The sequence below is a fragment of the Burkholderia ubonensis genome (assembly GCF_902833085.1).
GTDB classification, from domain to species: domain Bacteria; phylum Pseudomonadota; class Gammaproteobacteria; order Burkholderiales; family Burkholderiaceae; genus Burkholderia; species Burkholderia ubonensis.
This window is the reverse complement of record NZ_CADFEB010000005.1, coordinates 244,634-269,908: the sequence shown is the minus strand read 5'-3', so window position 1 is coordinate 269,908 and position 25,275 is coordinate 244,634. Positions and strand designations below refer to the sequence as shown.

At 69.1% G+C, this 25,275-nt stretch carries 23 protein-coding genes; 13 read left to right on the top strand and 10 right to left on the bottom strand.

Annotation, left to right across the window (positions count from 1 at the left end):
• Positions 1–29 precede the first annotated feature (29 nt).
• Positions 30–1,637, bottom strand: coding sequence for a DUF3472 domain-containing protein (locus tag HWX31_RS15675; protein WP_174960102.1), 1,608 nt, complete (start codon positions 1,635–1,637; stop codon positions 30–32).
• 278 nt (positions 1,638–1,915) lie between these two features.
• Here HWX31_RS15675 and HWX31_RS15670 point away from each other — a divergent pair, with 278 nt between their 5' ends.
• The 4 genes from HWX31_RS15670 to HWX31_RS15655 are packed head-to-tail and all read left to right on the top strand — an operon-like array spanning position 1,916 to position 4,007.
• Entirely contained in the window at positions 1,916–2,308 is a 393-nt protein-coding gene (locus HWX31_RS15670; protein WP_174960100.1) for a hypothetical protein, read from the top strand.
• Entirely contained in the window at positions 2,305–2,853 is a 549-nt protein-coding gene (locus tag HWX31_RS15665) for a PAAR domain-containing protein (RefSeq protein WP_174960098.1), read from the top strand. The genes HWX31_RS15670 and HWX31_RS15665 overlap by 4 nt, the downstream gene beginning before the upstream one ends.
• Entirely contained in the window at positions 2,846–3,532 is a 687-nt protein-coding gene (locus HWX31_RS15660) for a M35 family metalloendopeptidase (protein ID WP_174960096.1), read from the top strand. Before HWX31_RS15665 ends, HWX31_RS15660 begins: the two co-directional genes overlap by 8 nt.
• Entirely contained in the window at positions 3,504–4,007 is a 504-nt protein-coding gene (locus HWX31_RS15655; RefSeq protein WP_174960094.1) for a hypothetical protein, read from the top strand. The genes HWX31_RS15660 and HWX31_RS15655 overlap by 29 nt, the downstream gene beginning before the upstream one ends.
• Positions 4,008–4,237: 230 nt before the next feature.
• On the opposite strand, the gene HWX31_RS15650 is transcribed toward HWX31_RS15655, so the two are convergent.
• Genes HWX31_RS15650 through HWX31_RS15640 form a run of 3 tightly spaced genes read right to left on the bottom strand, consistent with a single transcriptional unit; the run spans position 4,238 to position 7,637 of the window.
• A complete protein-coding gene (locus tag HWX31_RS15650; RefSeq protein WP_174960092.1) occupies positions 4,238–5,044 on the bottom strand; it encodes a sulfite exporter TauE/SafE family protein in 807 nt (268 codons plus the stop codon).
• 22 nt (positions 5,045–5,066) lie between these two features.
• A complete protein-coding gene (locus HWX31_RS15645) occupies positions 5,067–6,734 on the bottom strand; it encodes a bifunctional protein tyrosine phosphatase family protein/NAD(P)/FAD-dependent oxidoreductase (protein WP_174960090.1) in 1,668 nt (555 codons plus the stop codon).
• 36 nt (positions 6,735–6,770) lie between these two features.
• Positions 6,771–7,637: an MBL fold metallo-hydrolase gene (locus HWX31_RS15640; protein WP_415493155.1), complete on the bottom strand. Its 867-nt coding sequence runs from the start codon at positions 7,635–7,637 to the stop codon at positions 6,771–6,773.
• 249 nt (positions 7,638–7,886) lie between these two features.
• Between HWX31_RS15640 and HWX31_RS15635 the strand changes: the two genes are divergently transcribed.
• From HWX31_RS15635 to HWX31_RS15615, 5 genes are all read left to right on the top strand, one after another.
• Positions 7,887–9,266 carry a sigma-54 interaction domain-containing protein gene (locus HWX31_RS15635; protein WP_174960088.1) on the top strand — a complete coding sequence of 460 codons (1,380 nt, stop codon included), beginning with the start codon at positions 7,887–7,889 and terminating at the stop codon, positions 9,264–9,266.
• 127 nt (positions 9,267–9,393) lie between these two features.
• A complete protein-coding gene (locus HWX31_RS15630; protein WP_174960086.1) occupies positions 9,394–9,957 on the top strand; it encodes a DUF2975 domain-containing protein in 564 nt (187 codons plus the stop codon).
• Positions 9,958–9,967: 10 nt separating this feature from the next.
• Entirely contained in the window at positions 9,968–10,192 is a 225-nt protein-coding gene (locus tag HWX31_RS15625; RefSeq protein ID WP_045567749.1) for a helix-turn-helix domain-containing protein, read from the top strand.
• Positions 10,193–10,219: 27 nt separating this feature from the next.
• Positions 10,220–10,921: a hypothetical protein gene (locus HWX31_RS15620; protein WP_174960084.1), complete on the top strand. Its 702-nt coding sequence runs from the start codon at positions 10,220–10,222 to the stop codon at positions 10,919–10,921.
• A gap of 74 nt (positions 10,922–10,995) precedes the next feature.
• Positions 10,996–11,523 carry a M949_RS01915 family surface polysaccharide biosynthesis protein gene (locus HWX31_RS15615; RefSeq protein ID WP_174960082.1) on the top strand — a complete coding sequence of 176 codons (528 nt, stop codon included), beginning with the start codon at positions 10,996–10,998 and terminating at the stop codon, positions 11,521–11,523.
• Positions 11,524–11,596: 73 nt separating this feature from the next.
• On the opposite strand, the gene HWX31_RS15610 is transcribed toward HWX31_RS15615, so the two are convergent.
• The 4 genes from HWX31_RS15610 to HWX31_RS15595 all read right to left on the bottom strand — a co-directional run bounded on the left by HWX31_RS15610 (position 11,597) and on the right by HWX31_RS15595 (position 18,568).
• Positions 11,597–12,628 carry a MerR family transcriptional regulator gene (locus HWX31_RS15610; protein ID WP_174960080.1) on the bottom strand — a complete coding sequence of 344 codons (1,032 nt, stop codon included), beginning with the start codon at positions 12,626–12,628 and terminating at the stop codon, positions 11,597–11,599.
• Positions 12,629–12,732: 104 nt separating this feature from the next.
• Positions 12,733–14,265 carry an efflux transporter outer membrane subunit gene (locus HWX31_RS15605; RefSeq protein ID WP_174960078.1) on the bottom strand — a complete coding sequence of 511 codons (1,533 nt, stop codon included), beginning with the start codon at positions 14,263–14,265 and terminating at the stop codon, positions 12,733–12,735.
• Between the two features lie 2 nt (positions 14,266–14,267).
• Entirely contained in the window at positions 14,268–17,462 is a 3,195-nt protein-coding gene (locus tag HWX31_RS15600) for an efflux RND transporter permease subunit (protein ID WP_174960076.1), read from the bottom strand.
• Entirely contained in the window at positions 17,459–18,568 is a 1,110-nt protein-coding gene (locus tag HWX31_RS15595) for an efflux RND transporter periplasmic adaptor subunit (RefSeq protein ID WP_174960074.1), read from the bottom strand. Before HWX31_RS15595 ends, HWX31_RS15600 begins: the two co-directional genes overlap by 4 nt.
• 189 nt (positions 18,569–18,757) lie before the next feature.
• On the opposite strand from HWX31_RS15595, the gene HWX31_RS15590 reads away from it, so the two are divergent.
• Positions 18,758–19,381, top strand: coding sequence for a TetR/AcrR family transcriptional regulator (locus tag HWX31_RS15590; RefSeq protein ID WP_059964655.1), 624 nt, complete (start codon positions 18,758–18,760; stop codon positions 19,379–19,381).
• Between the two features lies 1 nt (position 19,382).
• Here the strand turns inward: HWX31_RS15590 and HWX31_RS15585 are convergent, their stop codons facing one another.
• Together HWX31_RS15585 and HWX31_RS15580 are read right to left on the bottom strand one after the other, a co-directional pair.
• A complete protein-coding gene (locus tag HWX31_RS15585) occupies positions 19,383–21,116 on the bottom strand; it encodes a ClcB-like voltage-gated chloride channel protein (RefSeq protein WP_208456082.1) in 1,734 nt (577 codons plus the stop codon).
• Between the two features lie 103 nt (positions 21,117–21,219).
• On the bottom strand, positions 21,220–22,287 hold the full coding sequence (locus HWX31_RS15580) for a YeiH family protein (RefSeq protein WP_174960070.1): 1,068 nt from the start codon (positions 22,285–22,287) through the stop codon (positions 21,220–21,222).
• Positions 22,288–22,401: 114 nt separating this feature from the next.
• On the opposite strand from HWX31_RS15580, the gene HWX31_RS15575 reads away from it, so the two are divergent.
• The 3 genes from HWX31_RS15575 to HWX31_RS15565 all read left to right on the top strand — a co-directional run bounded on the left by HWX31_RS15575 (position 22,402) and on the right by HWX31_RS15565 (position 25,225).
• Positions 22,402–23,295 (top strand): LysR family transcriptional regulator, encoded by an 894-nt coding sequence (locus HWX31_RS15575; protein ID WP_174960068.1) that lies wholly within the window; start codon positions 22,402–22,404, stop codon positions 23,293–23,295.
• A gap of 112 nt (positions 23,296–23,407) precedes the next feature.
• Positions 23,408–24,172, top strand: coding sequence for a TIM barrel protein (locus HWX31_RS15570; RefSeq protein ID WP_174960066.1), 765 nt, complete (start codon positions 23,408–23,410; stop codon positions 24,170–24,172).
• Positions 24,173–24,232: 60 nt separating this feature from the next.
• Entirely contained in the window at positions 24,233–25,225 is a 993-nt protein-coding gene (locus tag HWX31_RS15565) for a sugar kinase (RefSeq protein ID WP_174960064.1), read from the top strand.
• Positions 25,226–25,275: the final 50 nt, after the last annotated feature.

Genomic DNA, 25,275 nt, shown 5'->3' with positions numbered 1-25,275 from the left:
CTGTACCGTCGTGCGGCACGCCGGTCAGGTCAGTACGCGAAGCTTTTGCCCGGCGTCGTCCAGACGGCTGTGGCCGCCGTGCACGGCTGGAGGCCGAGCGTGCTGCCGGCCGGCGCGAGGCAGCGGCTCGACGGCAGCGATACGAGCTGCACGGCGCCCGGCTGCGGGCCTGCCGTCACCTGCCATTGCTGGTCCGCTTCGCCGGGCACGCAGGTGCGCAGCAGCGCGCCGCCGGCAGCGCCCGGCGCGGGGGCGGTCAGGCAGTAGCTGGACTTGGTCTGCAGCGTGCCGTCGCCGGCGGCGACCCACAGCTGCGGATTGAAGTGCGTGCCGCCGGACGCGCGCACCGACGCGAGCGTCGGGCAGGCGCCGAGCGCCGCGGGGCTGCCGTCGCGCAGGCCGCTCGTGGCCGTCAGGCATGCGCCGTTCGCCTTGACGAGGCCGGCCGCCGACTGCTGCGGGCCGCCGATCAGCGTCGCGACGCCGTTCGACGCGGACGCGTTCGCGTAGGACGCCGGGCAGGTCTTGTTGACCGTGACCGACGGGGCCGGCACCGTCACCGCATTGCCGAGCGTGTCGTACGCGCGCACGCTGAACCGGGCGTTCGTGTACGCGACCGACGCACAGCTCGTGCGGCTCGAATTCCAGTCGAAGTACTCGACCCACTGGCTGATCGACGAGACCGGCACCTGCGTCTGCGTCGTGCCGACGTAGATGCTGCCGATGTCGAAGCTGTCGCCGGTCGCGCCGTTCGTCACGTCGGTCACGTTGCTCTTGAACCAGCCGGGACCCTGGTTCGCGTCCGGCGTGATGCGGAACCGGTACGTGTGGCCTGCCTGCCACTCATAGCGGTAGCGGCACTGCGCGCCCGCGCTGCCGTCCGTCGCCGAGCCGCTGACCGTGCAGTAGCTGCCGGCGCCGATGCCGGCGCTCGCGGGGGTGCCGGGCTTCGCGGCGGTCGCGCCCCACAGGCTGAACAGGAATTGCTTGCCGACGCCTTCGGTGGCCGACACCAGTTCGGTCGACTGCAGGCCCGTATAGCCGTGCAGCGAGTTGACCTGGTTCGACCAGAACACGTTCGAGTTCGGGCCGGGGTCGGTCTGCGGCGTGATGAACAGGTCGAGGATCGCGACGCTGCGCACCGTCGACGGGAACCACGTATTGCTGTACAGCCCCGGCGTCGCGCCGAGGAAGCCCTTGAGCGTCGGCGCGCTGCTGGACGACAGCGTCGCGAGGCCCGCAGCGGTGCTCGCCGTGATGCTGAAGCTGCGCGCGCCCGGCGGCGGCAGCGATGCGACGGGCGGCACGTGAGTCGTGAACGTGAACGTGCAGGCGCCGCCGGCAGGCACCGTCGCGCCGGAGAGCGTGACAGTGGCGTCGCTTGCGGTGAGCGCGCCGCCGCACACGCTCGTCAAGCCGTCCGCCGTGAAGCCGGCGGGCATGCCGATCGTCAGGCCGGCGGCGGCGGGTGTGGTGCCGGTGTTGGAGAGTTGCAGCGTCGCCTTGTCGGTTCCGCCGACGGATGGGTTGAGGCTGGCGAGGGTTAGTGCCGCGGTATAGGCGGGTGCTGCGAACGCGGCGAGCGGCGTGAGCATCAACGCCGCAATCGCCGTGCATCTTCTTTTGTTGATCGGCATGGATTGACTCCTTTCTCGTTGTCTGCAGGTGTTGGTGCGCCGGGCGATGGCGCGTGGCGGCAAGTCTAGCAGTCGGTACGGGCATCCGGCCGACGCCGCGCCTCCGAACAATTGACTTTCACCCCCGCCATTGTTTGCCCGCCAGCTTTTCGTGACATTCGTTCGGATACCAGAAAACCGTTATCACCTTTTCGTACGCGGCCGATTGATCCCACTGTTGGGGCAGCGTTAGGTTGGCAAGGGGCATATTTTGCCCGCTAACCGGAAAGGGGTTCAGGATGACGAATGAACAAGATGCAAACGCACTTTCGCATCTTTTCGCGACCATCGGCTCACGTACCGAGCGCGGAGGGTGGGGCGCCGAAGTCACGGGCAAGGCGAGTTATCGCGGACTGTTGTTGGCCTGTGTTGGCGACATCGTTAATTACGATGACGGCAGCGAAGCCGTCGTCATCGACGGGGCGGGATTTGCTGCTGCGTCGGAGAGCAAGCCGTTCGTGCGTGCCGGCTCGCAACTGAGCAACGACTTCGCGCCGCTCGCTTTCGTCGGGAGCGAACTCGACAATGGCGACGCGATCACCGATAGCCCGGAACGTGAGGGCAGGGGCTTCGCCGATACGTTCACGGTGGTGAAACTGGCGACTGTGGCTGACCAAGCGGCGGCGACATGATCCGGTCTTTTCTCGCTCAAGGCGACCGCGCCGGCAGTGCGGTCATCACCGAAGGTCTCAGCACCGTGACCTGCTCGAACCCACCGCCGAGGGTACATATCGCCACGCTCTACATGAAAACCTACTGCACGGCCTGCAAGCAGGAAGGATTCATCGCGCCGAAAGGGCCGCGCTGGCCCGGCACAGGCCCGAACGGCAAGCAATGGGCGTTGAGCGGCGACATTAACGTGTGCGGTTGCAACCCACCGCCGGTCTTCTACGCCGAGCGCAACATGAGAATGGTTTTCACGGCAGAGCAAGTGGCGACGCTGACAGGTCAAGGTGCCCTGCGTTCGGCGGCGGAGGGGCGGGTCGAACACGACGAACAATATGTTTTGCGCGACGCCGACACCGGTCGACCACTGGCGCGTGTGCAATACCGAATCCGTACTGCGTCCGGAAAAGTGTTCAGCGGTGCCACGGACGCTACCGGCCATACGCAGCGCGTCACCACGACCAACATCGAATCGCTTTACCTTGAAATTGTGAGAAACGAAAATGCCTAATGACGGCTACGAACTTGTTCACGATTCTGCCGCGACGAACACGACGCCGGGCTCGAAGGTCGACGTTCTCGTAAACACAACGCCAATCTGCCCAAGCATGAGCAATAAGGAATTTCGCGCGCTGATAATGCGACTGCGAGATACTGCGGTGATTCTTATTAAAGAAAGAATCGCAGACGTGGCTCGATGGGACGTATCTGCAAAAAAGCGGGCGCAATTCTGGTTCGGTCGCGCTGACGACGCACTCCGGGCGAAATTGAGTGCCGGATTGCCAAAGCTCGCTGTGGCGATGCAAGAGTTGAAGCCTGAGAACATCATCCGGTGGGATGAGCAGAAGGCTAGAAATATTACCTGCGACATCGTGCCGAACAGCGGCAGTAACGATGCAGCAGTATGCAAGCCGGATTCGGCGCGAAGAATTATTGCAATCTATCCGCACTTTTGCACAGTTGAAGACGTTTACGTCGCTGGAAACTGCAAGCTGAAGATTCTAATTCACGAGTGTACACATTATATTGACACATTTGACTCGGACGACGTGAATTACGGATTTGCTAGCGGTATCGGCTATTGGGCGCAAAGTGATCCGGATGCGGCAAGCAGGAATGCGGACAATATTGCGTGCTATATTGCTCACTTTGAGTATATGGATGACTTCAAGAAAAAGGGAATTTGGTGATGTTATGAGAAAGTGCGTTTTAACCGTCTTTCTGATATTTGGTTTGGGTGCTTTTCAACAGGTTGTCGCCTGCGCCATATCTGAGGATGTGGTCGAAAGCGTTCCGTTGAATTATCAAGGCATACCAAATTCGTATCGCTTAAAAATGGTAGACCTTGTGTTGAATGCGCGGCGATGGCCCGACGTCGAAATTCAAGCACAGGTTGTTGCGAACGCTTTTTCCGGCGAAAACAGCCCCAAGGAGTTGGCGGAATCGAGAGGTTGGCAACTTAGGGATTTCTTAATTCAACTTGGAATAAAGCGGCAATATATTTATGTTGACACGCACGTAATGAACTCGCCTTATGAAAGGGATAGCACTGGAAATGGTGGCTATCTGCAACTCGGTGTAAGTCTCTTGCCGTTGTGCAAGGGAGGATGCGAGCGCCTTTGTAACGACCCAAGAGTGACGCCGAATAGCAGGGTCATCAAATAATCCGGAAGCGCTGGCGGAAGTGCGAAAGCAACTGGCGATCCACGTTGTCAGGGACGTTTTGCAGGTGCCGCCCGAGCGATTCACGGTTGCCACCACTCCACTGGACGGCTGTCATTTTTGCGGACAGTGAGGCGGGCATCGCGACGTTCGCGATGCCGCTGGTTCCGGTGCTTTGCTGGGGGGCGTTGATGGATGATTACCGAAGTAAGTTGTGACGTGCGCCCCTTCGCTCACCCACCCAACACCGCCTTCACAAGCAACCCGAGCGCGACACACACGAGCGCGGCCGCGAACCCGACCTGCACGTGGCGCGCGGACAGGAAGCGCGACACGCCGCGGCCGGCCGCCATCCCGAGCGCGGTGGTCGCGGTGAACCACAGCGTCACGTCGAGCGGCGCGTGCGTGCCGGCGGCGAGCGTCGCGAACACGCCGCCCGTGCCGACCAGCGCGATCACCATCAGCGACGTCGCGACGATCCCGTGCATCGACACGTCGGTGAACTTGCGCAGCATCGGCACGATCACGAAGCCGCCGCCGACGCCGAGCAGGCCCGTCATCAGGCCGGTCATCGCGCCGGTCGACGCGAGCGCGAGGCCGGCCGGCCACGACCAGACGAGCCGGCCGGTGTCGGGGTTCACGCGGCCGACGCACAGCGGCGAAGCCTGCACGGCGCCGCCAGGCGTGCGCAGCGCTTGCCGCAGCAGCCGGCCGGCGACGACCAGCATCGTCGCCGCGAACAGCGCGAGCAGCACGCGTTGCGGCAGCACGTGCGCGAGCCGCACGCCGAGCGTCGTGAGCGGCACGCCGGCCGCGGCCATCAGGAACGCCGCGCGATAGCGCACGAGGCCGCGGCGAAAGCCTTCGAGCGCGCCGAGCGCGGCGCTGCCGGCCACCGCGACGAGCGCGACCGGGGTCGCCTGCTGCATCGGCCAGCCCATCCCGACGACGAGCGCGGGCACGGCGAGAATGCCGCCGCCCGCGCCCGTGAGCCCGAGCACAGCGCCGACGATGCCGCCCAGCACGAGAGAGATCAGCATGATGTCATCCGGTCGGGCACGATCAGTCGGCGATGGTCGGCTTCGCGAGCCATTCGCGGCCCTTGAGCATCGCCTTCCAGTAGAGCGGCGGCAGCAACCGCTCCTTCAGCAGCCACGCGAGCCGCGACGGACGCCGGCCGTCGATCAGCCACGCGGGGAAGGTCGGCGCGACCTTGCCGCCGTACAGGAATTCGGCGAGCACGATCCGGCCGCGCTCGACGGTCAGCGGGCACGAGCCGTAGCCGTCGTAGGCCGCGTCGCCCTGCGCCTTGCCGAGCGCCGCGAGCACGTTGTGCGCGACGACGGGCGCCTGCTTGCGCGCGGCGGCGGCGGTTTTCGCGTTGGTCGTGTTGGTCGCGTCGCCGAGCGCGAACACGTCCGGAAAGCGCTTGTGCCGCAGCGTGGCCGGATCGACGTCGATCCAGCCGGCCGCGTCGGCGAGCGGGCTCGCGCGCACGAAATCGGGCGCCTTCTGCGGCGGCACAACGTGGATCATGTCGAACTCGCGCTCGACGGTTTCCGCGCCGCCGTCGGGCAGCGTGCGCCGGAACGTCGCGCGGCGTGCGGGCCCGTCGATTGCGACGAGGTTGTGGCCGAACGACAGCCCGATGTCGTAGCGCTTCACGTATTCCATCAACGCGGGCACGTAGTCGGCGACGCCGAACAGCGCGGCGCCCGCATTGCAGAACTCGACGTTCGCCGCGCCGAGCCGGCCCGAGCGCAGCCAGTGGTCGCACGCGAGATACATCGCCTTCTGCGGCGCGCCCGCGCACTTGATCGGCATCGGCGGCTGCGTGAACAGCGCGCGGCCGCCCTGGAATTCGCGGACGAGTTGCCACGTGTACGGCGCGAGATCGTAGCGGTAGTTCGACGTGACGCCGTTGCGGCCGAGCGTGTCGGCGAGGCCGTCGATCGCATGCCAGTCGAGCTTGAGGCCGGGGCAGACGACGAGCTGCCGGTAGCCGATCCGCCGGCAGCCGTCGAGCACGACCGCATGCGCGTCCGGCTCGAAGCCGGCCACGGCCGCCTGGATCCAGCGCACGCCGCGCGGCAGCACGTCGGACATCCGGCGCGCGGTCGTCTCCGGCCGGAACACGCCCGCGCCGACCATCGTCCAGCCGGGCTGGTAGTAATGCACGTCGGCGGGATCGATCACGACGATGTCGAGCGACCGGTCGCGCGCGAGCAGGCTCGAGGCGACCGCGAGGCCGGCCGCGCCCGCGCCGACGATCACGATGTCGTGCCGGGCGTCGACGGCCTGCGTCGCGCGCTGGCCGCGCGCCGCGACGCGCGGCGCGATGCCGGCCAGGTCGTAGCCGGCCGCGGCGGCCGTCGCGACGATGTCGTTCAACGGCCGCAGGCCCGCCTGCGACAGCGCCCACAGCGTCGCCGAGCGCGTGCCGGTGCGGCAGTACGCGAGCACCGGCGCGGGGAGCGACGCGATGAGCGCGCCGAAGCGCGCGGCCTGATCGTCGGTGACCTTGCCGGAATCGACCGGCAGGTCGTGCACGGCGATGCCGAGCGGCGCGGCGGCCGCGCGAATCTCGGCGACGGTCGGCTGGTCCGGGCCTTCGCCGTCCGGGCGGTTGCAGACGATCGCACGGAAGCCCGCGGCGTGCAGCGCGGGCAGGTCGGCCGCCGTGATCTGGGGCGAGACCGACAGCGTGTCGGTCAGCTTGCGGATGTTCATTTTGTGGGTCCTTCGGTTGGGGCGGCGGCGGGGCGCTCAGATCGCGTCGAGCGGGATCTTCAGGTAGCGCACGCCGTTGTCTTCGGGTTCGGGCAGGTGGCCCGCGCGCATGTTGACCTGCACCGACGGCAGCATCAGCACCGGCATGTCGAGCGTCGCGTCGCGCGCGGTGCGCATCGCGGCGAAGTCGTCCTCGGTCACGCCGTCGCGCACGTGCACGTTCGCGCGCCGCTGCTCGGCGACGGTGCTCATGTACTGCACGTCGCGGCCGCCGGGCGGGTAGTCGTGGCACATGTAGAGGCGCGTGTCGGCGGGCAGGCCGAGCACGCGCGCGATCGACCGGTACAGCGTGCGCGCGTCGCCTCCGGGGAAGTCGCAGCGCGCGGTGCCGTAGTCGGGCATGAACAGCGTGTCGCCGACGAACGCGGCGCGTTGCTCACCGTCGTCGACGCAGTAGGTCAGGCACGCCGGCGTGTGGCCGGGCGTGTGCAGCGCGCGGATCGACAGCGCGCCGAGCGGCAGCACGTCGCCGTCGTCGAGCAGCCGGTCGAACTGGCTGCCGTCGCTCGCGAAGCCGGCACCCGCATTGAACAGCCGGCCGAACACATGCTGCACGCGTCGCACCTGCGCGCCGATCGCGATCGCGCCGCCGATGCGCGCCTTCAGGTACGGCGCCGCCGACAGGTGGTCGGCGTGCACGTGCGTCTCCAGCAGCCAGCGCACCGTCGCGCCGAGCTCGGCGACGCGCGCAAGCAGCCGGTCGGCGCTGGCGGTGCGCGTGCGCCCCGACTTCGGGTCGTAGTCGAGCACGCTGTCGATCAGCGCACATTCGCGGCTCGTCGTATCGAGCAGCAGGTAACTGATGGTGCTGGTCGCCGGGTCGAAGAAGCCTTCGACCGACATGACGGGCAGGTTGCTCACGGGATCGTCCTCATTCAGGTTCTGCAATCGACGTCCGGTAGTACAAAAACCGTGCCAGGCGGCCGTAACGCACCGGGGAACGCGCCAGAGGCTTGATTCAGTTCGGGTTTTTACCATCGGGCACGCGGCGGGCGGCGCCGCGCGCAACCTGCCGGCGCATGCGTGCTGCCAGTTCCGGCAGTGTCATGGCAGAATTGGCAGTTCGCATGACAGATCCCGCCGAACCCGACCATGAGCCAGCACGACATCATCCCGATCGTTCCCGCACAGCCGCGCGGCGCCGCGCCCGACGTGGGCGCGCTCGTCTCCTACCTCGAACACGATCCGCAGCCGATGATCGTGGTCGATCCCGACTACCGGATCCTTGCGGCGAACGGCGCGTACCGGCGGCAGTTCGGCGTCGCGGGCGTCGAGCACGTGGGCCGGCATTGCTACCGCGTGTCGCACCACTACGACGTGCCGTGCGACCAGGCGGGCGAGCACTGCCCGATGAAGCAGGCGCTCGAATCGCGCGGCGCCGACCGCGTGCTGCACATCCATCACACGCCGCGCGGCCCCGAGCACGTCGACGTCGAGCTGCGCCCGATCTTCGATGCGGCGGGCGACGTGATCGCGTACGTCGAGCGGCTGACGACGCTGAAGAGCGCGTCCGCGCAGCCGAGCGCGCAAGGGCTCGTCGGCGGCTCGGACGCGTTCAACGCGGCGCTCGGCGCGCTGCAGCGCGTCGCGCCGTCGCTGCTGCCGGTGCTGTTGCTCGGCGAGTCGGGCACCGGCAAGGAACTGTTCGCGCGGGCGCTGCACGAGGCGAGCGCGCGGGCGATGGGGCCGTTCGTCGTGGTCGATTGCTCGGGGATCGCCGAGACGCTGTTCGAAAGCGAGCTGTTCGGCTACGAGAAGGGCGCGTTTACGGGCGCGGCGGCGCGCAAGCCGGGCCTCGTCGAAACCGCGCAGGGCGGCACGCTGTTTCTCGACGAGATCGGCGACGTGCCGCTGCCGATGCAGGTGAAGCTGCTGCGGCTGATCGAGTCGGGCACGTTCCGGCGCGTCGGCGGCGTCGAGACGCTGCGCGCGGATTTCCGGCTGGTCGCCGCCACCCACAAGCCGCTGCGCGCGATGATCGACGACGGCCGGTTCCGGCAGGATCTCTATTACCGGATCAACGCGTTTCCGATTCACCTGCCGGCCTTGCGCGAGCGGCACGGCGACGTCGCGCTGCTGGCCGCGTCGATCCTGCGGCGGATCGCGAACGCGCGCGCCGCGGCGGGCGACGCGCTCGCCGCGCCGCACACGCTGACCGACGCCGCGCGCGCGTGCCTCGACGCCTATGCGTGGCCCGGCAACATCCGCGAATTGCGCAACGTGCTCGAACGCGCATGCCTGTTCGCGGACGACGGCACGATCCGCGTCGAGCACCTGCCGGACGAAGTCGCGTTTGCGGACGCGGCGTCGCGGCTGCCGGACGCGTCGCGCGCGCCGTCCGACGACGAACTCGTGCGGATCGCGCGCTCGTTCCGCGGCACGCGGCGCGCGCTCGCCGAGCGCGTCGGGCTGAGCGAGCGCACGCTGTACCGGCGGCTGCGCGCGCTCGGGATCGCGACGCGGGACGCGTGACGGCACCCGATCGCCGCATATGCATGCATTGCGACAAATATTAAAACCCGGACGATCATTAATGATTGTTTTACGATAATTCATCGCTTAGAATCCGGGCATGTTCTCCCTACCGCGAGGAATTCGCATGCCTGCCGATCGCATTGCCCGTGTCAGCCAGCGGATGGCTGCCGTCACGCTCTGGTTCATCGTCGCGATGATGCTGCTCAACGCCGCATGCTGGGTGGCGCCGTCGCTGAATGCGACGCCGTCCGGCGCGGGCCTCGGCTTCGGCCTGACCGATTCGCTGATCGCCGGGCTCGGCGTCGACGTCGCCGCGTTTCCGTGGTGGCAGAAGGCCGGCGGCATCGTGCTGTCGAGCGTGCCGCTCGTCGCGCTGGCGAGCGGCCTGCGTCATCTGCGCCTGCTGTTCCGCGGCTACGCGGGCGGCGATTATTTCTCGGCGGACGCCGCCGGGCACCTCGGCAAGATGGGGCGCGCGGTCGGTCTGTGGGTCCTGCTGAGCATCGTGTGCGAGCCGCTCCTGAGCATGTGGGCGACGATGCGCGAGCCGGCCGGACACCGTGTCGTCACGATCAGCATTGGCATGCCGTATGTCGTCGCGTTGTTCACCTCGGCCTGCATCCTCGTGATCGCGCACATCCTGCGGCAGGCGAGCGCGCTCGACGCCGAGCACCGGCAATTCGTGTGAGGCGCGCGCGATGCCGATCATCGTCAAGCTCGACGTGATGCTCGCGACCCGCAAGGTCCGCTCGAAGGACCTCGCGGCGGCCGTCGGCATCACCGAACAGAACCTGTCGCTGCTCAAGCAGGGGAAGGTCAAGGGGATTCGCTTCGCGACGCTCGAGGCGATCTGCCGCCATCTCGATTGCCAGCCCGGCGATCTGCTCGCATTCAGCGACGACGATGTCGCCGACGCGGGCTGACGCGTCGCGCAAACGCGCGGTTCGGGCATGACGGGAAACGTGGCGGTCGGCAAGGTCGATACGCTGCGGCAGCGGCAGCGGCTGGGCGTCGGCGTGCTGGCGTTCGTCGTCGTGGCGTCGCTCCATCTGCTCGGCTGGCTGGCGCTGCGGTCGGCGTCGATGGCCGAGCGCGCCGCGAGACTGCCGGTGGCGGACACGGCCAGGCGGGCGCTGAGCGTCGAGCTGATTCCGATGCAGACGCCGGCGCAGCCGCCGCGCGAGCCGGCGACGATCGCACCGGCTCGGGGCCGGACGGATGCGGCCGGGTCCGGCGGCGCGCGCCCGCTGCGCGACCGGGGCGCGAGCATGGCGACACGCGTGCCGGCGCGTTCGACCGCAGCGGCGACGCGAATGGCGAAAGCGGAGGCCGTCACGCGTGCGGACACCGTGAGCGCCCGCGAAAGCGGCCCGGCCGACGCGCCGGCGCCCGACGTCGACTGGCGGCGCGACCTGGATGCGATCGGCGCGCCGCGAACGAGCCGGCGCAGTCCGGCGGCCGCGACCATCAGCGGGTTGGGGGCCTCGTCCGGCGCGGGCGTGTCGAGGCGGGCGACGGCGGACGCCACGCTCGCGCGCGGGATGTCGGAGGCGCGCCGTGCCGACTGCCGCAATGCGTATGCGGGAATGGGGCTGCTCGCGATTCCGGCGCTCGCGATCGACGCGGTGCGCGATACCGGCTGCAAGTGGTGAGCGGCGTGCGTCGCATGGCGGCAGCTTGCACCTTTCGGGATAATGGCGCGTCCATTCCGCGATTCGCCGTCACAATGAAAACAAGCTTCCACTACGCATGGCCCGCGATCGCCGCCATGCTCTTCAGCCACGCCGCTCACGCAGCCGAGTACACCTGGACCGACACGACCGGCGCGCACGCGGTCACGATCACCCAGACCCCGCGGCCGGACGGCGCGCAGCTGAGGATCGTCGGGACGCTGAACGGACAGCCGGACTGGAAGGTGCGCGACGACGTGACGGCATGCGATCTGGACAAGGTTCTCGACGTCGTGCCGTCGTCGGTCGAAATGCTCGACCTGCTCGGCAACGGCCGCAAGCAGTTCCTGTTCGCGTACAAGATCGGCTGCCGCGGCGATGTCAGCCCCGACGAGGTCAAGTACTTCCTGATCGATCAGGGCCGGAAATACGTGCTGCGCGGCGAGGAACTCATCACGATGCAGGGCAAGTTCATGGACGGCGGCGCGCGGCCCGTCCCGAACGCGGACCTGAAGGCCAACCCCGCGTTTCTCCGCTACATGACGAAGCACTGGCGCGGCGTCAGCCTGCGCGCTTATCCGTAAGCGCGCGCATCCCGTCCGGTCCGTCAAGCGGCCGGGCCGCATGCGGTGAGCATGTGGCCCGGCCAAACCTCGCTCAATGCTGCTGCGGACTCAATTGCGCCATCGCCTGCCGCATGAAGCCGAGCAGCGTCTCGTCGGCCCACGCGTCCTTCGTCAGCGCCGGCTCGTTCATCATCGCGTGGCGGAATTTCGCGTGCGTGGCCGGATCGTCGCCCGCATAGCTGCGGAACAGGTCGAGCCAGCGCCGCGCGAGCGCGCGGGCCTCGTGCGAATCGGGCCGTGCACCCGCGTCGATCGCATCGCGCACGTCGGCCATCAACTGCGGCCATTCCATCGCACGCTCACCGTAGTGCGCGCGCATGAAGCGGATCTCGTCCGGCGTGAGGTACTGCTCGAAGATCCGCATCTTCGTTTCGGCCACCGCGCGCAGCACGTAGTCGCGCAACGCGGTCGAGATGCCGGTCTGCGTCTGCATCGACGGCTCGCGTTCGTGCATCAGGTTCAGTTTCGCCAACAGCCGCGGGTCGTTGTTCGTGTCGCGCACGAGCAGCGTCATCCAGCGGTCGGCGAGCGCGCGCACGCGTTCGTCCTCGGGCGGCACGCCCGTGTCATATAGCGCGCGCACGTCGGCGACGAGCGCGATCCATTCCGCGTCGCCGGTCTGGCTCTTGCGGTACATCGGCATGCGTGCGAGTTCTTCCTCGGAGAAATATTTGTCGTACACGGTCATCAACTCCAGGGTGGTGAGCCAATCGGCCAGTTCCGGCTCCGTGCCTTCGGCGAGCTGCGCGTGCAGGCGCACGAGCCGCTCGCGCAACTGCGCGCTCTGTTCGATCTGACGGTCGAGCAGCGTGATCTGCTTCGCGACGAGGTCGACGAGCGGGGCGCCGGACTGGTTCAGGTAGTCGCCGATTTCGGCGAGCGACAGTCCGAAGCGACGCAGGGCCTGGATCTGGTGGAGCCGGGCGATGTCGTCGCGGTCGTACAGCCGGTAGCCGTTGTCGGCGCGCGCCGAAGGCGTCAGCAGACCGATTGCGTGATAGTGATGAAGCGTGCGGACGGTCAGCCCGCTGCGTTTCGCCAGTTCTCCCACTTTCAGCCGCATTCGTTCCTCCGTTTGGTGCGCACGCTGGAGTCTCGAACGTTACGCTACGTGAGGGTCAAGCGGAAGATCGGGCGTCGGGCGCGGCGCCCGACGCCCGGGCCGGCTCATTGCGGCGTGGGTGGCGCGTTCGTCGCGTGCGGGATCGCGGCGCGGGCTTGCTGGCCGGCCGCCGTACCGTCGGGCGGCGTGCCCATCGCCTGGTACAGCCGCGCGGTGTCCGCGAGCCGCGCGCCCGTCGCGCGGATCTCGTCGAGCCGCGCGTTGCGGTACTGCAGCTCGCTCGCGCGCGACGCCGACGGTGGCAGCGCGCCGAGCCGCACGCGCGCGGCCGCATCGTCATACGCGCCGCGCGCGGCGAGCGCGGCGCGGCCCGACGCGTCGAGCGCCTGTGCGTCGTGCTCGAGCGCCGCGAGCGAGTCGGCGACGTCCTGGAACGCGGTGAGCACGGTCTGCTTGTACTGGTCGACGGCGGCCGCGTAGCTTTCCTTGGCCGCGCGGCGCTGCGCGAGCAGCGCGCCGCCGTGGAAGATCGGCTGGCTGAGCGACGCGCCGATGCTCCAGATCGCGCCCGCGCCGGACAGCATCGCCGGCCAGTTGAAGCCGCCTTGCCCCATCGACGCCGACAGCGACAGCTGCGGGAACAGCTGCGCGGTCGCGACGCCGACCTCGGCCGCGGCGGCCTGCAGCGCCGCGTCGGCCGCGCGGATATCGGGCCGGCTCCTCAGCAGGTCGGACGGCACCACGACCGGCACCTGCGCGGGCAGATGCAGGTCGGCGAGCGCGAGGTCCGCGGGCGGCTGGTCCGGCGTGCGCCCGACCAGCACCGCGAGCGCATGGCGCGCCGAGTCGCGCTGCTGGCGCAGCGCGGGCAGGCCGGCCGCGGCCGTCTCCGCGCTCTGTCGCGCGTTGAGCGCATCGCCGCGCGACGCGGCGCCGAGCGCGTAGCGGCGTTCCGCGTCGCGCGCCTGCGCGTCGGCGAGCGCGACGAGCCTTTCGGTCGTGTCGATCTGCGCGCCGAGCACCGAGCTCGTGACCGACGCGACGACGATGTTCGCGGCGAGCGCGCGGCGCGCGGATTCGAGCTCGAACGCGCTGACGTCGACGCGCTTGGCCAGCGCCCGGTTCGCGAAGCGCGACGCGCCGAACAGGTCGATCGTGTAGCGCGCCTGGAGCTGGCCGATGAACGTGTCGTACAGCAGCGTCGGCGCGCCGAGCGCGGGAATCGGCACGCCGAGCGCGCGCTGGCGCGCGGCCTGGCCGCCCGCGTCGATCGACGGCAGCATCGAGCTGCCGATCTGCGCGCGCAGCTGCTCGCGCGCGGCGTTCAGCGTGTGCGCGGCGGCGCTGAGCGTCGGGCTGTTGCGCAGCCCTTCGTCGACGAGCGCGTTCAGCGCGTCGGAGCGGTACTGCGTCCACCAGTCGGGCACCGGCTGCGCGCCCACTTCGAAATGCTGCGCGACGCCTTGCGCCGCGACCGTCTGCGCCGCTTGCGGCGTCGCGCCGTAGTGCGCGGGCGACGGCATCGCCGGCGGCTCGCCGCTCGGCGCGAACCACGCACAGCCCGCGAGCGCGCCGGCGAGGCCCGCGGCCGCGAGCGCGCGCGCGGTGTTCGTCATCAGATTCATCGACAGCTCCATGGTCAGGCTCCGGACGGCGCGGCGGGCGGCGTGCTGCCCGGCACATCGCGCTCGTCGTTCTTCACGCGGAACCACGCGGCGTACAGCGCCGGCAGGTAGAACAGCGTCAGCACGGTCGCGCTCGTGATGCCGCCCATCAGCGCGGTCGCCATCGGCCCGAAGAAGTTCGAGCGCAGCAGCGGGATCAGCGCGAGCACCGCGGCGGCGGCCGTCAGCGTGATCGGCCGGAAGCGCCGCACGGTCGCGCCGATGATCGCGTCGAAGCGCCCGTGGCCGGCCGCGATGTCCTGCTCGATCTGGTCGACGAGGATCACCGAGTTGCGCATGATGATCCCGAACATCGCGATCACGCCGAGCATCGCGACGAAGCCGAACGGCTGGCCGAACAGCAGCAGCGTCGACACCACGCCGATCAGCCCGAGCGGCGCGGTCAGCACGACCATCAGCACGCGCGAGAAGCTCTGCAGCTGGATCATCAGCAGCGTGAACACGGCGATCGCCATCAGCGGCATCTGCGCGTTGATCGACTTCTGCGCTTTCGCGCTTTCCTCGACCGACCCGCCGATGTCGATCCGGTAGCCGACCGGCAATTGCGCGCGCAGCGCGTTCAGCTTGCCGTCGATCGCATGCGTGACGTCGATGCCCTGGGCGCCGGCGCGCACGTCCGACTGCACGGTGATGGTCGGCTGGCGGTCGCGCTCCCAGATCACGCCGTATTCGAGCGACGGCGTGAAGCGGCCGAGCGAGCCGAGCGGCACGGGGCCGTTCGGCGTCGGCAGCGCGAGGCCCGCGAGCTTCGCCGGATCGACGCGGTCGGCCTGCGGCGCGCGCAGATCGACCGCGATCAGCTTGTCGCGCTCGCGGTATTGCGTGACGGTCGTGCCCGACAGCGTCATCGCGAGGAAGCTCGACACGTCCTGCGGCGTGACGTTCAGCGCGCGCGCCTTCTTCTGGTCGAGCTCGAAGCGCACCGAGCGCTCGGCCGGCTCGTCCCAGTCGAACTGCACGTTCACCGTGCGCGCGTCGCCGCGCATCGTCGCCGCGACCTGCTCGGCGATGCCGCGCACGGTCGCGATGGTGTCGCCGCTGACGCGGAACTGCACCGGATAGCCGACCGGCGGCCCGTTCTCGAGCCGCGACAGCCGCCAGCGCACCGCCGGAAACCGGTCGCGCAGCGTGGTTTCGAGCCAGCGCGCGAGCTTTTCGCGATCCTCGACCGATTTCGCGGTGATCACGAACTGCGCGAAGTTCGGCAGCTGCAGCTGCTGGTCGAGCGGCAGGTAGAAGCGCGGCGCGCCGCTGCCGACGAAATTGACCGCGTGGTCGATCTCGGGGCGCCCGGCGATCGTCTGCTCGAGGCGCTCGGTTTCGCGCAGCGTCGCCGCGAACGACGCGCCTTCGGGCAGGCGCAGGTCGACGAGCAGCTCGGGCCGGTCGGAGCTCGGGAAGAACTGCTGCGGCACGAGCGAGAAGCCCAGCAGCGACACGACGAACAGGGCCACCGTGATCGCCAGCACGACGAAGCGCCGCTCGATGCACCAGTGGATCCAGCCGCGCAGCCGCGTGTAGAAGCGCGTGTCGTAGATGTCGTGCTCGTGATCGTCGGGCAGGTGCGCTTCGTGCGCGTGCTTCTTGCGCTCGGGCAGCATGTGGAAGCCGAGCAGCGGGATCAGCACGACGGCCGCGAACCACGACGCGATCAGCGCGATCGCCGACACCTCGAAGATCGAGCGCGTGTATTCGCCGGTGCTCGACTTCGCGAGCGCGATCGGCAGGAAGCCGGACACCGTGACGAGCGTGCCCGTCAGCATCGGGAACGCGGTGCTGGTGTACGCGAACGCGGCGGCGCGCGCGCGGCTGTAGCCCTGCTCGAGCTTCACGGCCATCATCTCGACCGCGATGATCGCGTCGTCGACGAGCAGGCCGAGCGCGAGCACCAGCGTGCCGAGCGACACCTTGTGCAGGCCGATGTCGAACAGGTACATGAAGAGGGCGGTGACCGCGAGCACGACCGGAATCGAGATCACGACGACCATCCCGGTGCGCAGCCCGAGCGACACGAGGCTCACGACCAGCACGATCGCGACCGCTTCGGCGACCGCCTCGAGGAAGTCGTCGACCGAGCGCGACACCGCATCGGGCATGCTCGACACCTCGGTCAGCTTGAGGCCGGCGGGCAATTGCGCGCGCAGTTCCTGCGACGTCGCGTCGAGCGCCTTGCCGAGCCGGATCACGTCGCCGCCCGGCTGCATCGTGATGCCGATGCCGAGCACCGCCTTGCCGACGACGGCTTTGCTTGCCGCGTTCTTGTCGGCCGCGCCTTTGCCGTTCGTCCCTGCATCCGCGCTGCGCATCTGCGTGACGGGCGGATCGTCGTAGCCGCGCTTCACCGTCGCGAGGTCGCCGAGGCGGAACGTGCGGCCGTTGATGCGCAAGAGCGTGTCGGCGAGCGCGGCGACGTTGTCGTACTGGCCGCTCGGCCGGATGAACACGCGGTCGTCGGCGGTCGTCAGCACGCCGGCCGACGCCACGCTGTTCTGCGCGTTGAGCGCCTGGCCGAGCTGCTGCGGCGAAATACCGACGCGCGTGAGCTGCGCGTTGTTGACCTCGATGAAGATCCGCTGGTCCGGATCGCCGAAATAGTCGACCTTGGCGACGCCCGGCACGCGCAGCAGCACCGTGCGCAGCTGGTCCGCGTAGTCGTGCAGCTGCGCGGGCGAGAAGCCGTCGCCTTCGAGCGTGTAGATGTTGGTGTAGACGTCGCCGAACTCGTCGTTGAAGAACGGGCCCTGCACGCCGGGCGGCAGCGTGTAGCCGATGTCGCCGACCTTCTTGCGGATCTGGTACCAGGTCTCCCGCACGTCCTTCACGGGCGCCGAGTCCTTCATCGTGAAGAAGATCAGCGATTCGCCGGGGCGCGAATAGCTGCGCAGGAAGTCGATCGCCGGGGTTTCCTGCAGCTTGCGGCCGATCCGGTCGGTCACTTGCTCCTGCACCTGGCGCGCGGTCGCGCCCGGCCAGAAGGTGCGGATCACCATCACGCGGAACGTGAACGGCGGGTCTTCGGATTGGGCGAGGCGCGTGTACGCGAGGATGCCCGCGACCGTCGCCAGCACGATCAGGTAGACGACCAGCGCCTGGTGGCGCAGCGCCCACGCGGACAGGTTGAAGCGGCTTTCTTCGCGAAACGAACTCATGACGCGAAGTCCTCCGGATGCAGCGGCGCGATCGCGCGCACCTTCTCGCCCGCGCTGACCGTGTGCACGCCCTGCAGCACGACGCGCTCGCCCGGCTGCAGCCCGTGCGACACGGTCACGGTGCGCTCGTTGAAGCGCGCGACGTCGACGCGGCGCAGCTCCAGCGTGTCGTTCTTCGCGCGCACGACCCACACGGCCGGATGCTGGCCGTCATGGAACAGCGCGGTCGCGGGCAGCGTGATGGTCGCGGCGTCGTTGCCGGCCGGCGGGCCGTCGAACGCGACGTCGGCCGTCATGCCGAGGCGGATCACCGGGTCGGGCCGTTCGAGCGACAGCTTCACGCGGTAGGTGCGGCTTTGCGGATCGGCGGCCGGCGCGACCTCGCGCACCTTCGCGGCGAACTGCCGGCCCGGCAGCGACGGCAGCGTGACGCTCGCCGCGTGGCCCGGCGCGAGCGACGCGAGCGCCGCTTCCGGCACGTCGCTGACGACGTCGACGTCGCCTGCCCATGCAAGCTGGTAGACGGGCTGCCCCGCGGACACGTTCTGGCCCGTGTCGGCCTGTTCGGCGGTGATGGTGCCCGCGTGGTCGGCGACGAGCGTCGCGTAGCGCAACTGGTTCCTCGCGAGCGCGAGCTGCTGCTGCGCCTGGTCGCGCTGTGCGAGCGCGGACGTGTATGCATCTTCGGTCTGCTCGAGCTGCGCGGTCGCGATCAGGTTCTCGCGGGCCTGCGCGCGGTCGCGGTCGAGCTGCTGCTTCGCGAACGCGAGGCGGTGCGACGCGGCATCGAGCTGCGCCTGCGCGCTCGCGGCGTTCTTCTCGACGTCCGAAGGATCGAGCAGCGCCACGACCTGGCCGGCCTTGACGGTGTCGCCGAGCCGCACCTTGCGCTCGACGATCTTGCCGGCGATGCGGAACGACAGCGGCGTCGCGTAGCGCGGCTGGATCTCGCCGGGCAGCGTGCGCGACATCGCGACGCCGTCGGCGCGAGCCGGCTGGGCAACGACGGGGCGGGGTGCGGGTGGTGCGGATTCTTTCGGGTGACAGGCAGCGACGACGAGCGCGGCGCCGACCAGCAGCGCAGCGCGGGAACCGGAGCGATTCACGAAACCCCCAGAGGCGGTAAGAGCGGAGCGAAACCGGCAAGCGGCGGGCGCTTGCCCCGAGCGGCGCGCGACGATGCGCGCGGACCAGATCTTTCGGATACTGTTGCGGATTCTAATACAGTGCTGTATCTGAATGCAAAGATGAATCTGAAAGCCAGCTGGTGCTGGGTTGGTGCTAGACTTCGCGGCATGAAACAACCAACGCGCTTGACCCGGGAGCAGAGCAAGGACCAGACGCGCGAGCGTCTGCTGAGTGCTGCGCAGTCGATTTTTCTGGAGAAAGGCTTCGTCGCCGCGAGCGTCGAGGACATCGCCGCGGCCGCCGGCTTTACGCGGGGCGCGTTCTACTCGAATTTCCGCAGCAAGGCGGAGCTGCTGTTCGAGCTGCTCGAGCGGGATCACGCGTCCGTGCAGGCGGAGCTGCGGCAGATCTTCGAGGGCGGCGGCACGCGCGAGCAGATGGAGGCGACCGCGCTTGCCTACTACCGGCGGATGCATATCGACGACCGGTGCCACCTGCTCTGGGTCGAGGCGAAGCTGCAGGCGGCGCGCGACGCGAAGTTCCGCGTGCGCTTCAACCAGTTCCTGCAGGAATCGCGCACGCGGATGACCGACATCATCCGTGCGTTCTCGGAGCACTCGGGCACGCCGCTGCGGCTGCCGGCCGAGACGCTCGCGCTCGGGCTGATGAGCCTGTGCGACGGCGTGCAGTCGTACTACACGGCTGACCCGCAGCACGTGTCGGCCGAGGCGGCCGAGGCCGTGCTCGCGGGGTTCTTCTCGTGGGCGGTGCTGGGGCGCGCGCCGGACTGAATCAGCGCTCGCCCGTCATCCGCCGGTACGCGTCGAGCAGCGACGTCTTGTAGACGACGCCCGCGAGCGTCGGCTCCGCCTCGCTCTCGATCACCGGCAGCCGCTCGCCCTGGAAGCCCATGAACAGCTCGAGCGCGGTGCCGAGCGGCATGTCGGGCGTGAGGAGCGGGAACGGCGTGTGCGCGTAGTGCGCGGCCGTCTTGTCGGTGGTGTCGCGCTTGTCGAGCAGGTCGCACGTGATGTCCTTCAGCGCGACCGCGCCGCGAAAGCGCCCCGCGTCGTCGGTCACGTACAGGTATTTCACCGGGTATTCGAGGAACACGCGCGTCATGTCGGCCACGCTCGCGGTCAGCGGCACGACCGTCTGCGCGGGCTGGATCAGCTCGCGCATCTGCGTGGTCCGGATCCGCAGGCGCTCCTGCGCGTCCTGGTGGTGGCGCAGCGTGATCTCGTACATCGACGTCGTGCCGGTCGCGCGCGCGACGAAATACGCGACGACGCACGACACCATCAGCGGCAGCACGACCTGATAGCTGAGCGTCATCTCGAAGATCATCAGGATCGCCATCAGCGGTGCCTGAGTAGCACCCGCCAGGAACGCGCCCATCCCGACCATCGCGTACGCGAAGTACGCGGACGTGTGCCCCGGCCACAGCGCCTGCATGCCGAGCCCGAACAGCGAGCCGAGCACCGCGCCGACGAACAGCGTCGGCGTGAAGACCCCGCCGATCGCGCCGGAGCCGGCGGTGGCCGCCGTCGCGAGCACCTTGAACACCAGCACCGCGACGAGCGCCTGCCAGGTCCACGGCGAATGCAGGATCTGGTTCACGACGCTGTAGCCGTTGCCCCACACGTCCGGAATCCACACGGAGATCACACCGACGATCAGGCCGCCGAGCGCGAGCCGCACCGGCAGCGGCACGGGCAGCCGCTTGAACTGGTGCTTCGACGCGTCGAGCAGGTGCAGGAACTGCGGCGCGAGCACGCCGCACAGCAGGCCGAGCACGACGAACAGCAGCACCTCGGGGCCCGCGACCGCCGGGAACACCGGCATCTCGTACGGCGGCCGGTAGCCGGCGAACTCGCGCATCACGATGTTCGCGACGACCGACGCGACCACCATCGGGCCGAAGCTTTCCATCGCGATCGCGCCGAGCACGATCTCCGACACGAAGAACGCGCCGGCGATCGGCGCGTTGTACGCGGACGTGATGCCGGCCGCCGCGCCGCACGCGACGAGCAGGCGCAGCCGCGGCGGGTCGAAGTGCGCGAAGCGGCCGACGAGCGACGCGGCGAGCGCGGCGAGCTGCACCATCGGGCCTTCGCGGCCGATCGAGCCGCCGGTGCCGATGGTCAGCAGCGACGACACGCTGCGCCACAGGCTCTGCCGCACCGGCACGACGCCGCTGCCGAGCGCGACCGCCTCCATGTAGTCGGTCTTGCGCGTTTTCGCGTCGCTGCGCGTCGCGAGCAGCAGCACGCAGCCGGCGAGGAAGCCGCCCGCGGCGGGGAGCCAGAAGCGCACGTACCACGGCAGGCGTTTCGCCATCTGGACGAAGCTGCCGCTGTGGCCCGAGACCACGCGCTGCACGACCTCGATGCCTTCACGGAACGCGATCGTCGCGAACGCGCCGCCGATCCCGACGATCACCGACCAGATCAGCATCGTATGGGCGTCCGACAGGCGGAACAGGGTTTGGGCGCGGGTGCGCAGCTTCAGCAGGAAGGAAAGCACGACTGAGCGAGGACCGTGGAAAACGACGCGAAGCATAGCACTGCGCCGCGCCCGCGGGACCTTCCCGGCGGGCGCGGCGCGCGAGGCGGAGCGGGCGTGCGGCTCAGCCAAGCCAGTGCTGGACCGCCCAGGTGATCCCGTAGCCGCCGGCGATCAGCCACACGTACAGGATCAGGCCGGTCGTCAACGCGCGGGGGCCGGCTTCGCGGATCTGCGACACGCGGGTCTCGATGCCGAGGGCGGTCATCGCCATCGTCAGCGCGAACGTGTCGAGCACGTTGAGGGTGTGCGTGACGTCGGCCGGCAGCACGTTCAGCGAATTGACGATCACGAAGCCGAGGAAGCCGAGCGCGAACCACGGCACCGCGATCCTGCGCTTGCCGTGCGCGCCGCCGGCCGCTGCGCCGGCCGAGCGGGCGAGCCACCAGCCGAGCGCGAGCAGCACCGGCACGAGCAGCATCACGCGGGTCATCTTGACGATCGTCGCGATGTGCGCGACCTGCGGGCTGACGTCGCTCGCCGCGCCGACCACCTGCGCGACCTCGTGGATCGTGCCGCCGAAGAACAGGCCGAGGCCGGCCGCGTCGAGGTTCAGCAGCCCGGCGTGATACGCGAGCGGGTACACGAACATCGACAGCGTGCCGAACAGCACGACGCTGCCGACCGCCATCGCGCTCTGGTGCGGCTTCGACTGCAGCGTGGATTCGAACGCGAGCACCGCGGCCGCGCCGCAGATCGCGCTGCCGGCGGCGGTCAGCAGCGCGGAATCGCGGTCGAGCTTCATCAGCTTCATGCCGGCCCAGGTGCCGATCACGAGCGTGCTGACGACGACCAGCACCGACACGGTCAGGCCCGGCAGGCCGACCTGCGCGATTTCCTGCAGGCTCACGCGCAGCCCGAAGAACGCGACCGCGATGCGCAGCAGCTTGCGCGCCGAGAAGTTGACGCCGGCCGCCCAGCTGGCCGGCATGCCGTCGCGCAGCGCATTGCCGTACAACGCGCCGGCGACGATGCCGACGATCAGCGGGGAGAGGCCGAGCCCGGCGATCGCGGGCAGTTCGGACAGGCTCGTCACGGCCGCGGCAAACAGCGCGACGAACAGGATGCCGTTCAATTGGCCGCGCATCGACGGCGCGGCGTGGCTGAGATGGGGAGTCGGAGCAGTGGACATGATGGAACCCGGATCGGATCGTCATTTCAATGCCCTAATCCTAGTTTGGTTATATCGATATGAAAAATTGTGATTTGTGACATAAACTATCCGGAAAACCGATAATTCATCTCCATGACCCCGGATCAACTGATAACGTTCGCGGCCGTCGCCGAGCACCTGAACATCAGCCGCGCCGCGCTGGCGCTGCATCTGTCGCAGCCGGCGGTGTCCGGCCAGCTGCGCCTGCTGCAGGACGAGTTCGGCGAGCCGCTGTACCAGCGCGACGGCCGCGGCATCCGGCTGACGCCGGCCGGCGAGCAGCTCGCGCAGTATGCGAACGCGCTGCGCGACACGTTCGCGCAGGCGCGCGCGTTTCGCGACGCGGTGCGCGGGCTCGACGCCGGCACGCTGCGGATCGGCGCGAGCACGACGCCCGCGAGCTACCTGCTGCCGTACCTGATCGCCGCGTTCCAGCCGACGGCGCCGCGCGTCGCGATCCAGACGATGAGCGGCAACACGTCCGAAGTGGTCGCCGCGCTGCCGTCGCTCGACATCGCGCTGATCGAAGGCCCGCCGGGCGAGGCGCTGCCGCCCGGCACGGCCGTGCATGCGTGGCACGAGGACGAGATCGTCGCGATCGTGCCCGCCGGGCATCCGCTGGCGGGGCCCGCGCACGCGGGCGGCGTGTCGCTCGACGCGCTGGCCGGGCATCCGCTGGTGCTGCGCGAGGCGGGCTCGGGCGTGCGGCAGCTCGTCGAGCGCGCGTTCGCGCACACCGGCGCGCCGCTGCGCGTCGCGCTCGAGATCGCCGGCGTCGAGGCCGTGAAGGAGGCGGTGCGGGCGGGAATGGGCGTCGGCTTCGTGTCCGCGATGTCGCTGCGGCATGACGATGCCGCGCTCGTGATGCGCTCGTTCGCGCCTGCGCCGCTCACGCGTCATTTCTCGATCCTCGTGCCGCACGGCGGCGCGCCGTCGCGGGTCGCGGCGCAGTTCCTGGCGTTGAGCCTTGCGCAAAACGGGATTTGACGCGCGCACGGGGCGGTTCCTAGGGATTTCCTCTATGGCGTGCCCCCCGCACGAGGCGCACCATCCGTTTCACGCAAATGGAACCGGTTCCATTTCGGTGATAAAGGGCAACATGGCAGACATCGTGATCGTGGCGAGCGCATTCGGCATGGACCGGGTGCGACAGGAGGGCCACCGGGCATTCGTCGCGACCGCCGCGCAGGCGGGCGCGGCCGGGTTCGAGGTGCGGCGCGAGCTGTTCGCGTCCGACGCGGACGCGTCGCATGACGCGCTGGCCGCGCTCGGCGCGCAGCTCGCGGCGCACGGCTTGTGGTCGGTCTACTCGACGCCCGCCAACCTGTACACCGACGCAGGCGCGCTCGACGCCGATGCGCTGCGCGACACGCTCGCCGAAGCCGATGCGCTCGGCGCGCGCTTCGTGAAATTCCAGCTCGGCGGCTTTGCCGGCAACGCGCAGGCGGCCGACATCGTCGCGCTGTCGCAAGGCGCGCGCGCCCGGGTCGTCGTCGAGAACGGGCAGTTGCCGGTCGGCGGCTCGCTCGCGCAGTTCCGCGGCCTGTTCGCCGCGCTCGACGCGGCCGGCGCGCCGCGCGCGCTCGGCATGACCTTCGACATCGGCAACTGGCAATGGCCGGGCGAAGCGCCGCTCGCGTGCGCGGATGCGCTCGCGCCGCATGTCGAATACATTCACTGCAAGGCGGTCGAAGGCGAGGGCGCGCGCCGTTTCGCGGTCGCGCCGGCGCCGCGCGACCCGCTCGTCACGGCCGTGCTGGCGGCGCTGCCGCGGCACGCGCCGCGCGGCATCGAGTTTCCGTTCGATGCCGCCGACCTGGGGCGTGACGCGCGCCATCGCGTCGCGTGGCTCGAAGCCGCTTGATGCCGCATGAAGCCCCTTGAAGCGCGCACGAATGCGTAAAGGACACGGAGGAATTCACTGATGCACCAGCAACTCGATGTCGTCACCTACGGCGAAGCGATGGCGATGTTCGTCGCCGCCGAGACCGGCCACCTTGCGCACGCGTCGCAATTCACGAAGCGGATCGCGGGCGCCGACCTGAACGTCGCGATCGGCCTGTCCCGGCTCGGCTTCCGCGTGGGCTACGTGAGCCGGGTCGGGCGCGACTCGTTCGGTGGCTACGTGCTCGACACGCTCGCGCGAGAACGCATCGACGCGTCGTGCGTGACGGTCGACGACCGCTACCCGACCGGCTTCCAGCTGAAGTCGCGCAACGACGACGGCAGCGATCCGACCGTCGAGTATTTCCGCAAGGGCTCGGCGGCGAGCCACCTGTCGTGCGAAGACTACGTGGCCGACTACGTGCTCGGCGCGCGCCACCTGCACCTGACGGGCGTCGCGCCGGCGATTTCCGCGACGTCTTGCGAGCTTGCGTTCCACCTGGCCCGCGAGATGCGCGCGGCCGGCAAGACGATCTCGTTCGATCCGAACCTGCGCCCGACGCTGTGGCCGTCCGCCGAAGCGATGGCGAACACGCTGAACGCGCTCGCGGCGCTCGCCGACTGGGTGCTGCCGGGCCTCGCGGAAGGGCGGCAGCTGACCGGGCGCGACGCGCCGGCCGACATCGCGCGCTTCTATCTCGCGCAGGGCGCGCGCGGCGTCGTGATCAAGCTGGGCGCGCAAGGCGCGTACTATCTGACCGCCGACGGCCGCGAAGGCACGGTCGACGGCGTGCGCGTCGAGCACGTCGTCGACACGGTCGGCGCGGGCGACGGCTTCGCGGTCGGCGTCGTCAGCGCGCTGCTCGAAGGCCGCGACGTCGAGCAGGCGGTCACGCGCGGCAACCGGATCGGCGCGCTGGCGATCCAGGTGATCGGCGACTCGGAGGGCCTGCCGACCCGCGAGCAGCTCGACTGTCTCGAAAACGTCAGCAATCGGGCCGATCGCTTAGAGGAAAACTTCGCCGCGCAATGAGATGCCGTGCACGGCACAATCGCGGGCTATTTCATCGCTTTGCATGGGAC

Coding starts and splice junctions, on each gene's coding strand:
- HWX31_RS15675 (WP_174960102.1), bottom strand. CDS start 1,637: ATGCCGATCAACAAAAGAAGATGCACGGCGATTGCGGCGTTGATGCTC.
- HWX31_RS15670 (WP_174960100.1), top strand. CDS start 1,916: ATGACGAATGAACAAGATGCAAACGCACTTTCGCATCTTTTCGCGACC.
- HWX31_RS15665 (WP_174960098.1), top strand. CDS start 2,305: ATGATCCGGTCTTTTCTCGCTCAAGGCGACCGCGCCGGCAGTGCGGTC.
- HWX31_RS15660 (WP_174960096.1), top strand. CDS start 2,846: ATGCCTAATGACGGCTACGAACTTGTTCACGATTCTGCCGCGACGAAC.
- HWX31_RS15655 (WP_174960094.1), top strand. CDS start 3,504: ATGACTTCAAGAAAAAGGGAATTTGGTGATGTTATGAGAAAGTGCGTT.
- HWX31_RS15650 (WP_174960092.1), bottom strand. CDS start 5,044: ATGCTGATCTCTCTCGTGCTGGGCGGCATCGTCGGCGCTGTGCTCGGG.
- HWX31_RS15645 (WP_174960090.1), bottom strand. CDS start 6,734: ATGAACATCCGCAAGCTGACCGACACGCTGTCGGTCTCGCCCCAGATC.
- HWX31_RS15640 (WP_415493155.1), bottom strand. CDS start 7,637: ATGTCGGTCGAAGGCTTCTTCGACCCGGCGACCAGCACCATCAGTTAC.
- HWX31_RS15635 (WP_174960088.1), top strand. CDS start 7,887: ATGAGCCAGCACGACATCATCCCGATCGTTCCCGCACAGCCGCGCGGC.
- HWX31_RS15630 (WP_174960086.1), top strand. CDS start 9,394: ATGCCTGCCGATCGCATTGCCCGTGTCAGCCAGCGGATGGCTGCCGTC.
- HWX31_RS15625 (WP_045567749.1), top strand. CDS start 9,968: ATGCCGATCATCGTCAAGCTCGACGTGATGCTCGCGACCCGCAAGGTC.
- HWX31_RS15620 (WP_174960084.1), top strand. CDS start 10,220: ATGACGGGAAACGTGGCGGTCGGCAAGGTCGATACGCTGCGGCAGCGG.
- HWX31_RS15615 (WP_174960082.1), top strand. CDS start 10,996: ATGAAAACAAGCTTCCACTACGCATGGCCCGCGATCGCCGCCATGCTC.
- HWX31_RS15610 (WP_174960080.1), bottom strand. CDS start 12,628: ATGCGGCTGAAAGTGGGAGAACTGGCGAAACGCAGCGGGCTGACCGTC.
- HWX31_RS15605 (WP_174960078.1), bottom strand. CDS start 14,265: ATGGAGCTGTCGATGAATCTGATGACGAACACCGCGCGCGCGCTCGCG.
- HWX31_RS15600 (WP_174960076.1), bottom strand. CDS start 17,462: ATGAGTTCGTTTCGCGAAGAAAGCCGCTTCAACCTGTCCGCGTGGGCG.
- HWX31_RS15590 (WP_059964655.1), top strand. CDS start 18,758: ATGAAACAACCAACGCGCTTGACCCGGGAGCAGAGCAAGGACCAGACG.
- HWX31_RS15580 (WP_174960070.1), bottom strand. CDS start 22,287: ATGTCCACTGCTCCGACTCCCCATCTCAGCCACGCCGCGCCGTCGATG.
- HWX31_RS15575 (WP_174960068.1), top strand. CDS start 22,402: ATGACCCCGGATCAACTGATAACGTTCGCGGCCGTCGCCGAGCACCTG.
- HWX31_RS15570 (WP_174960066.1), top strand. CDS start 23,408: ATGGCAGACATCGTGATCGTGGCGAGCGCATTCGGCATGGACCGGGTG.
- HWX31_RS15565 (WP_174960064.1), top strand. CDS start 24,233: ATGCACCAGCAACTCGATGTCGTCACCTACGGCGAAGCGATGGCGATG.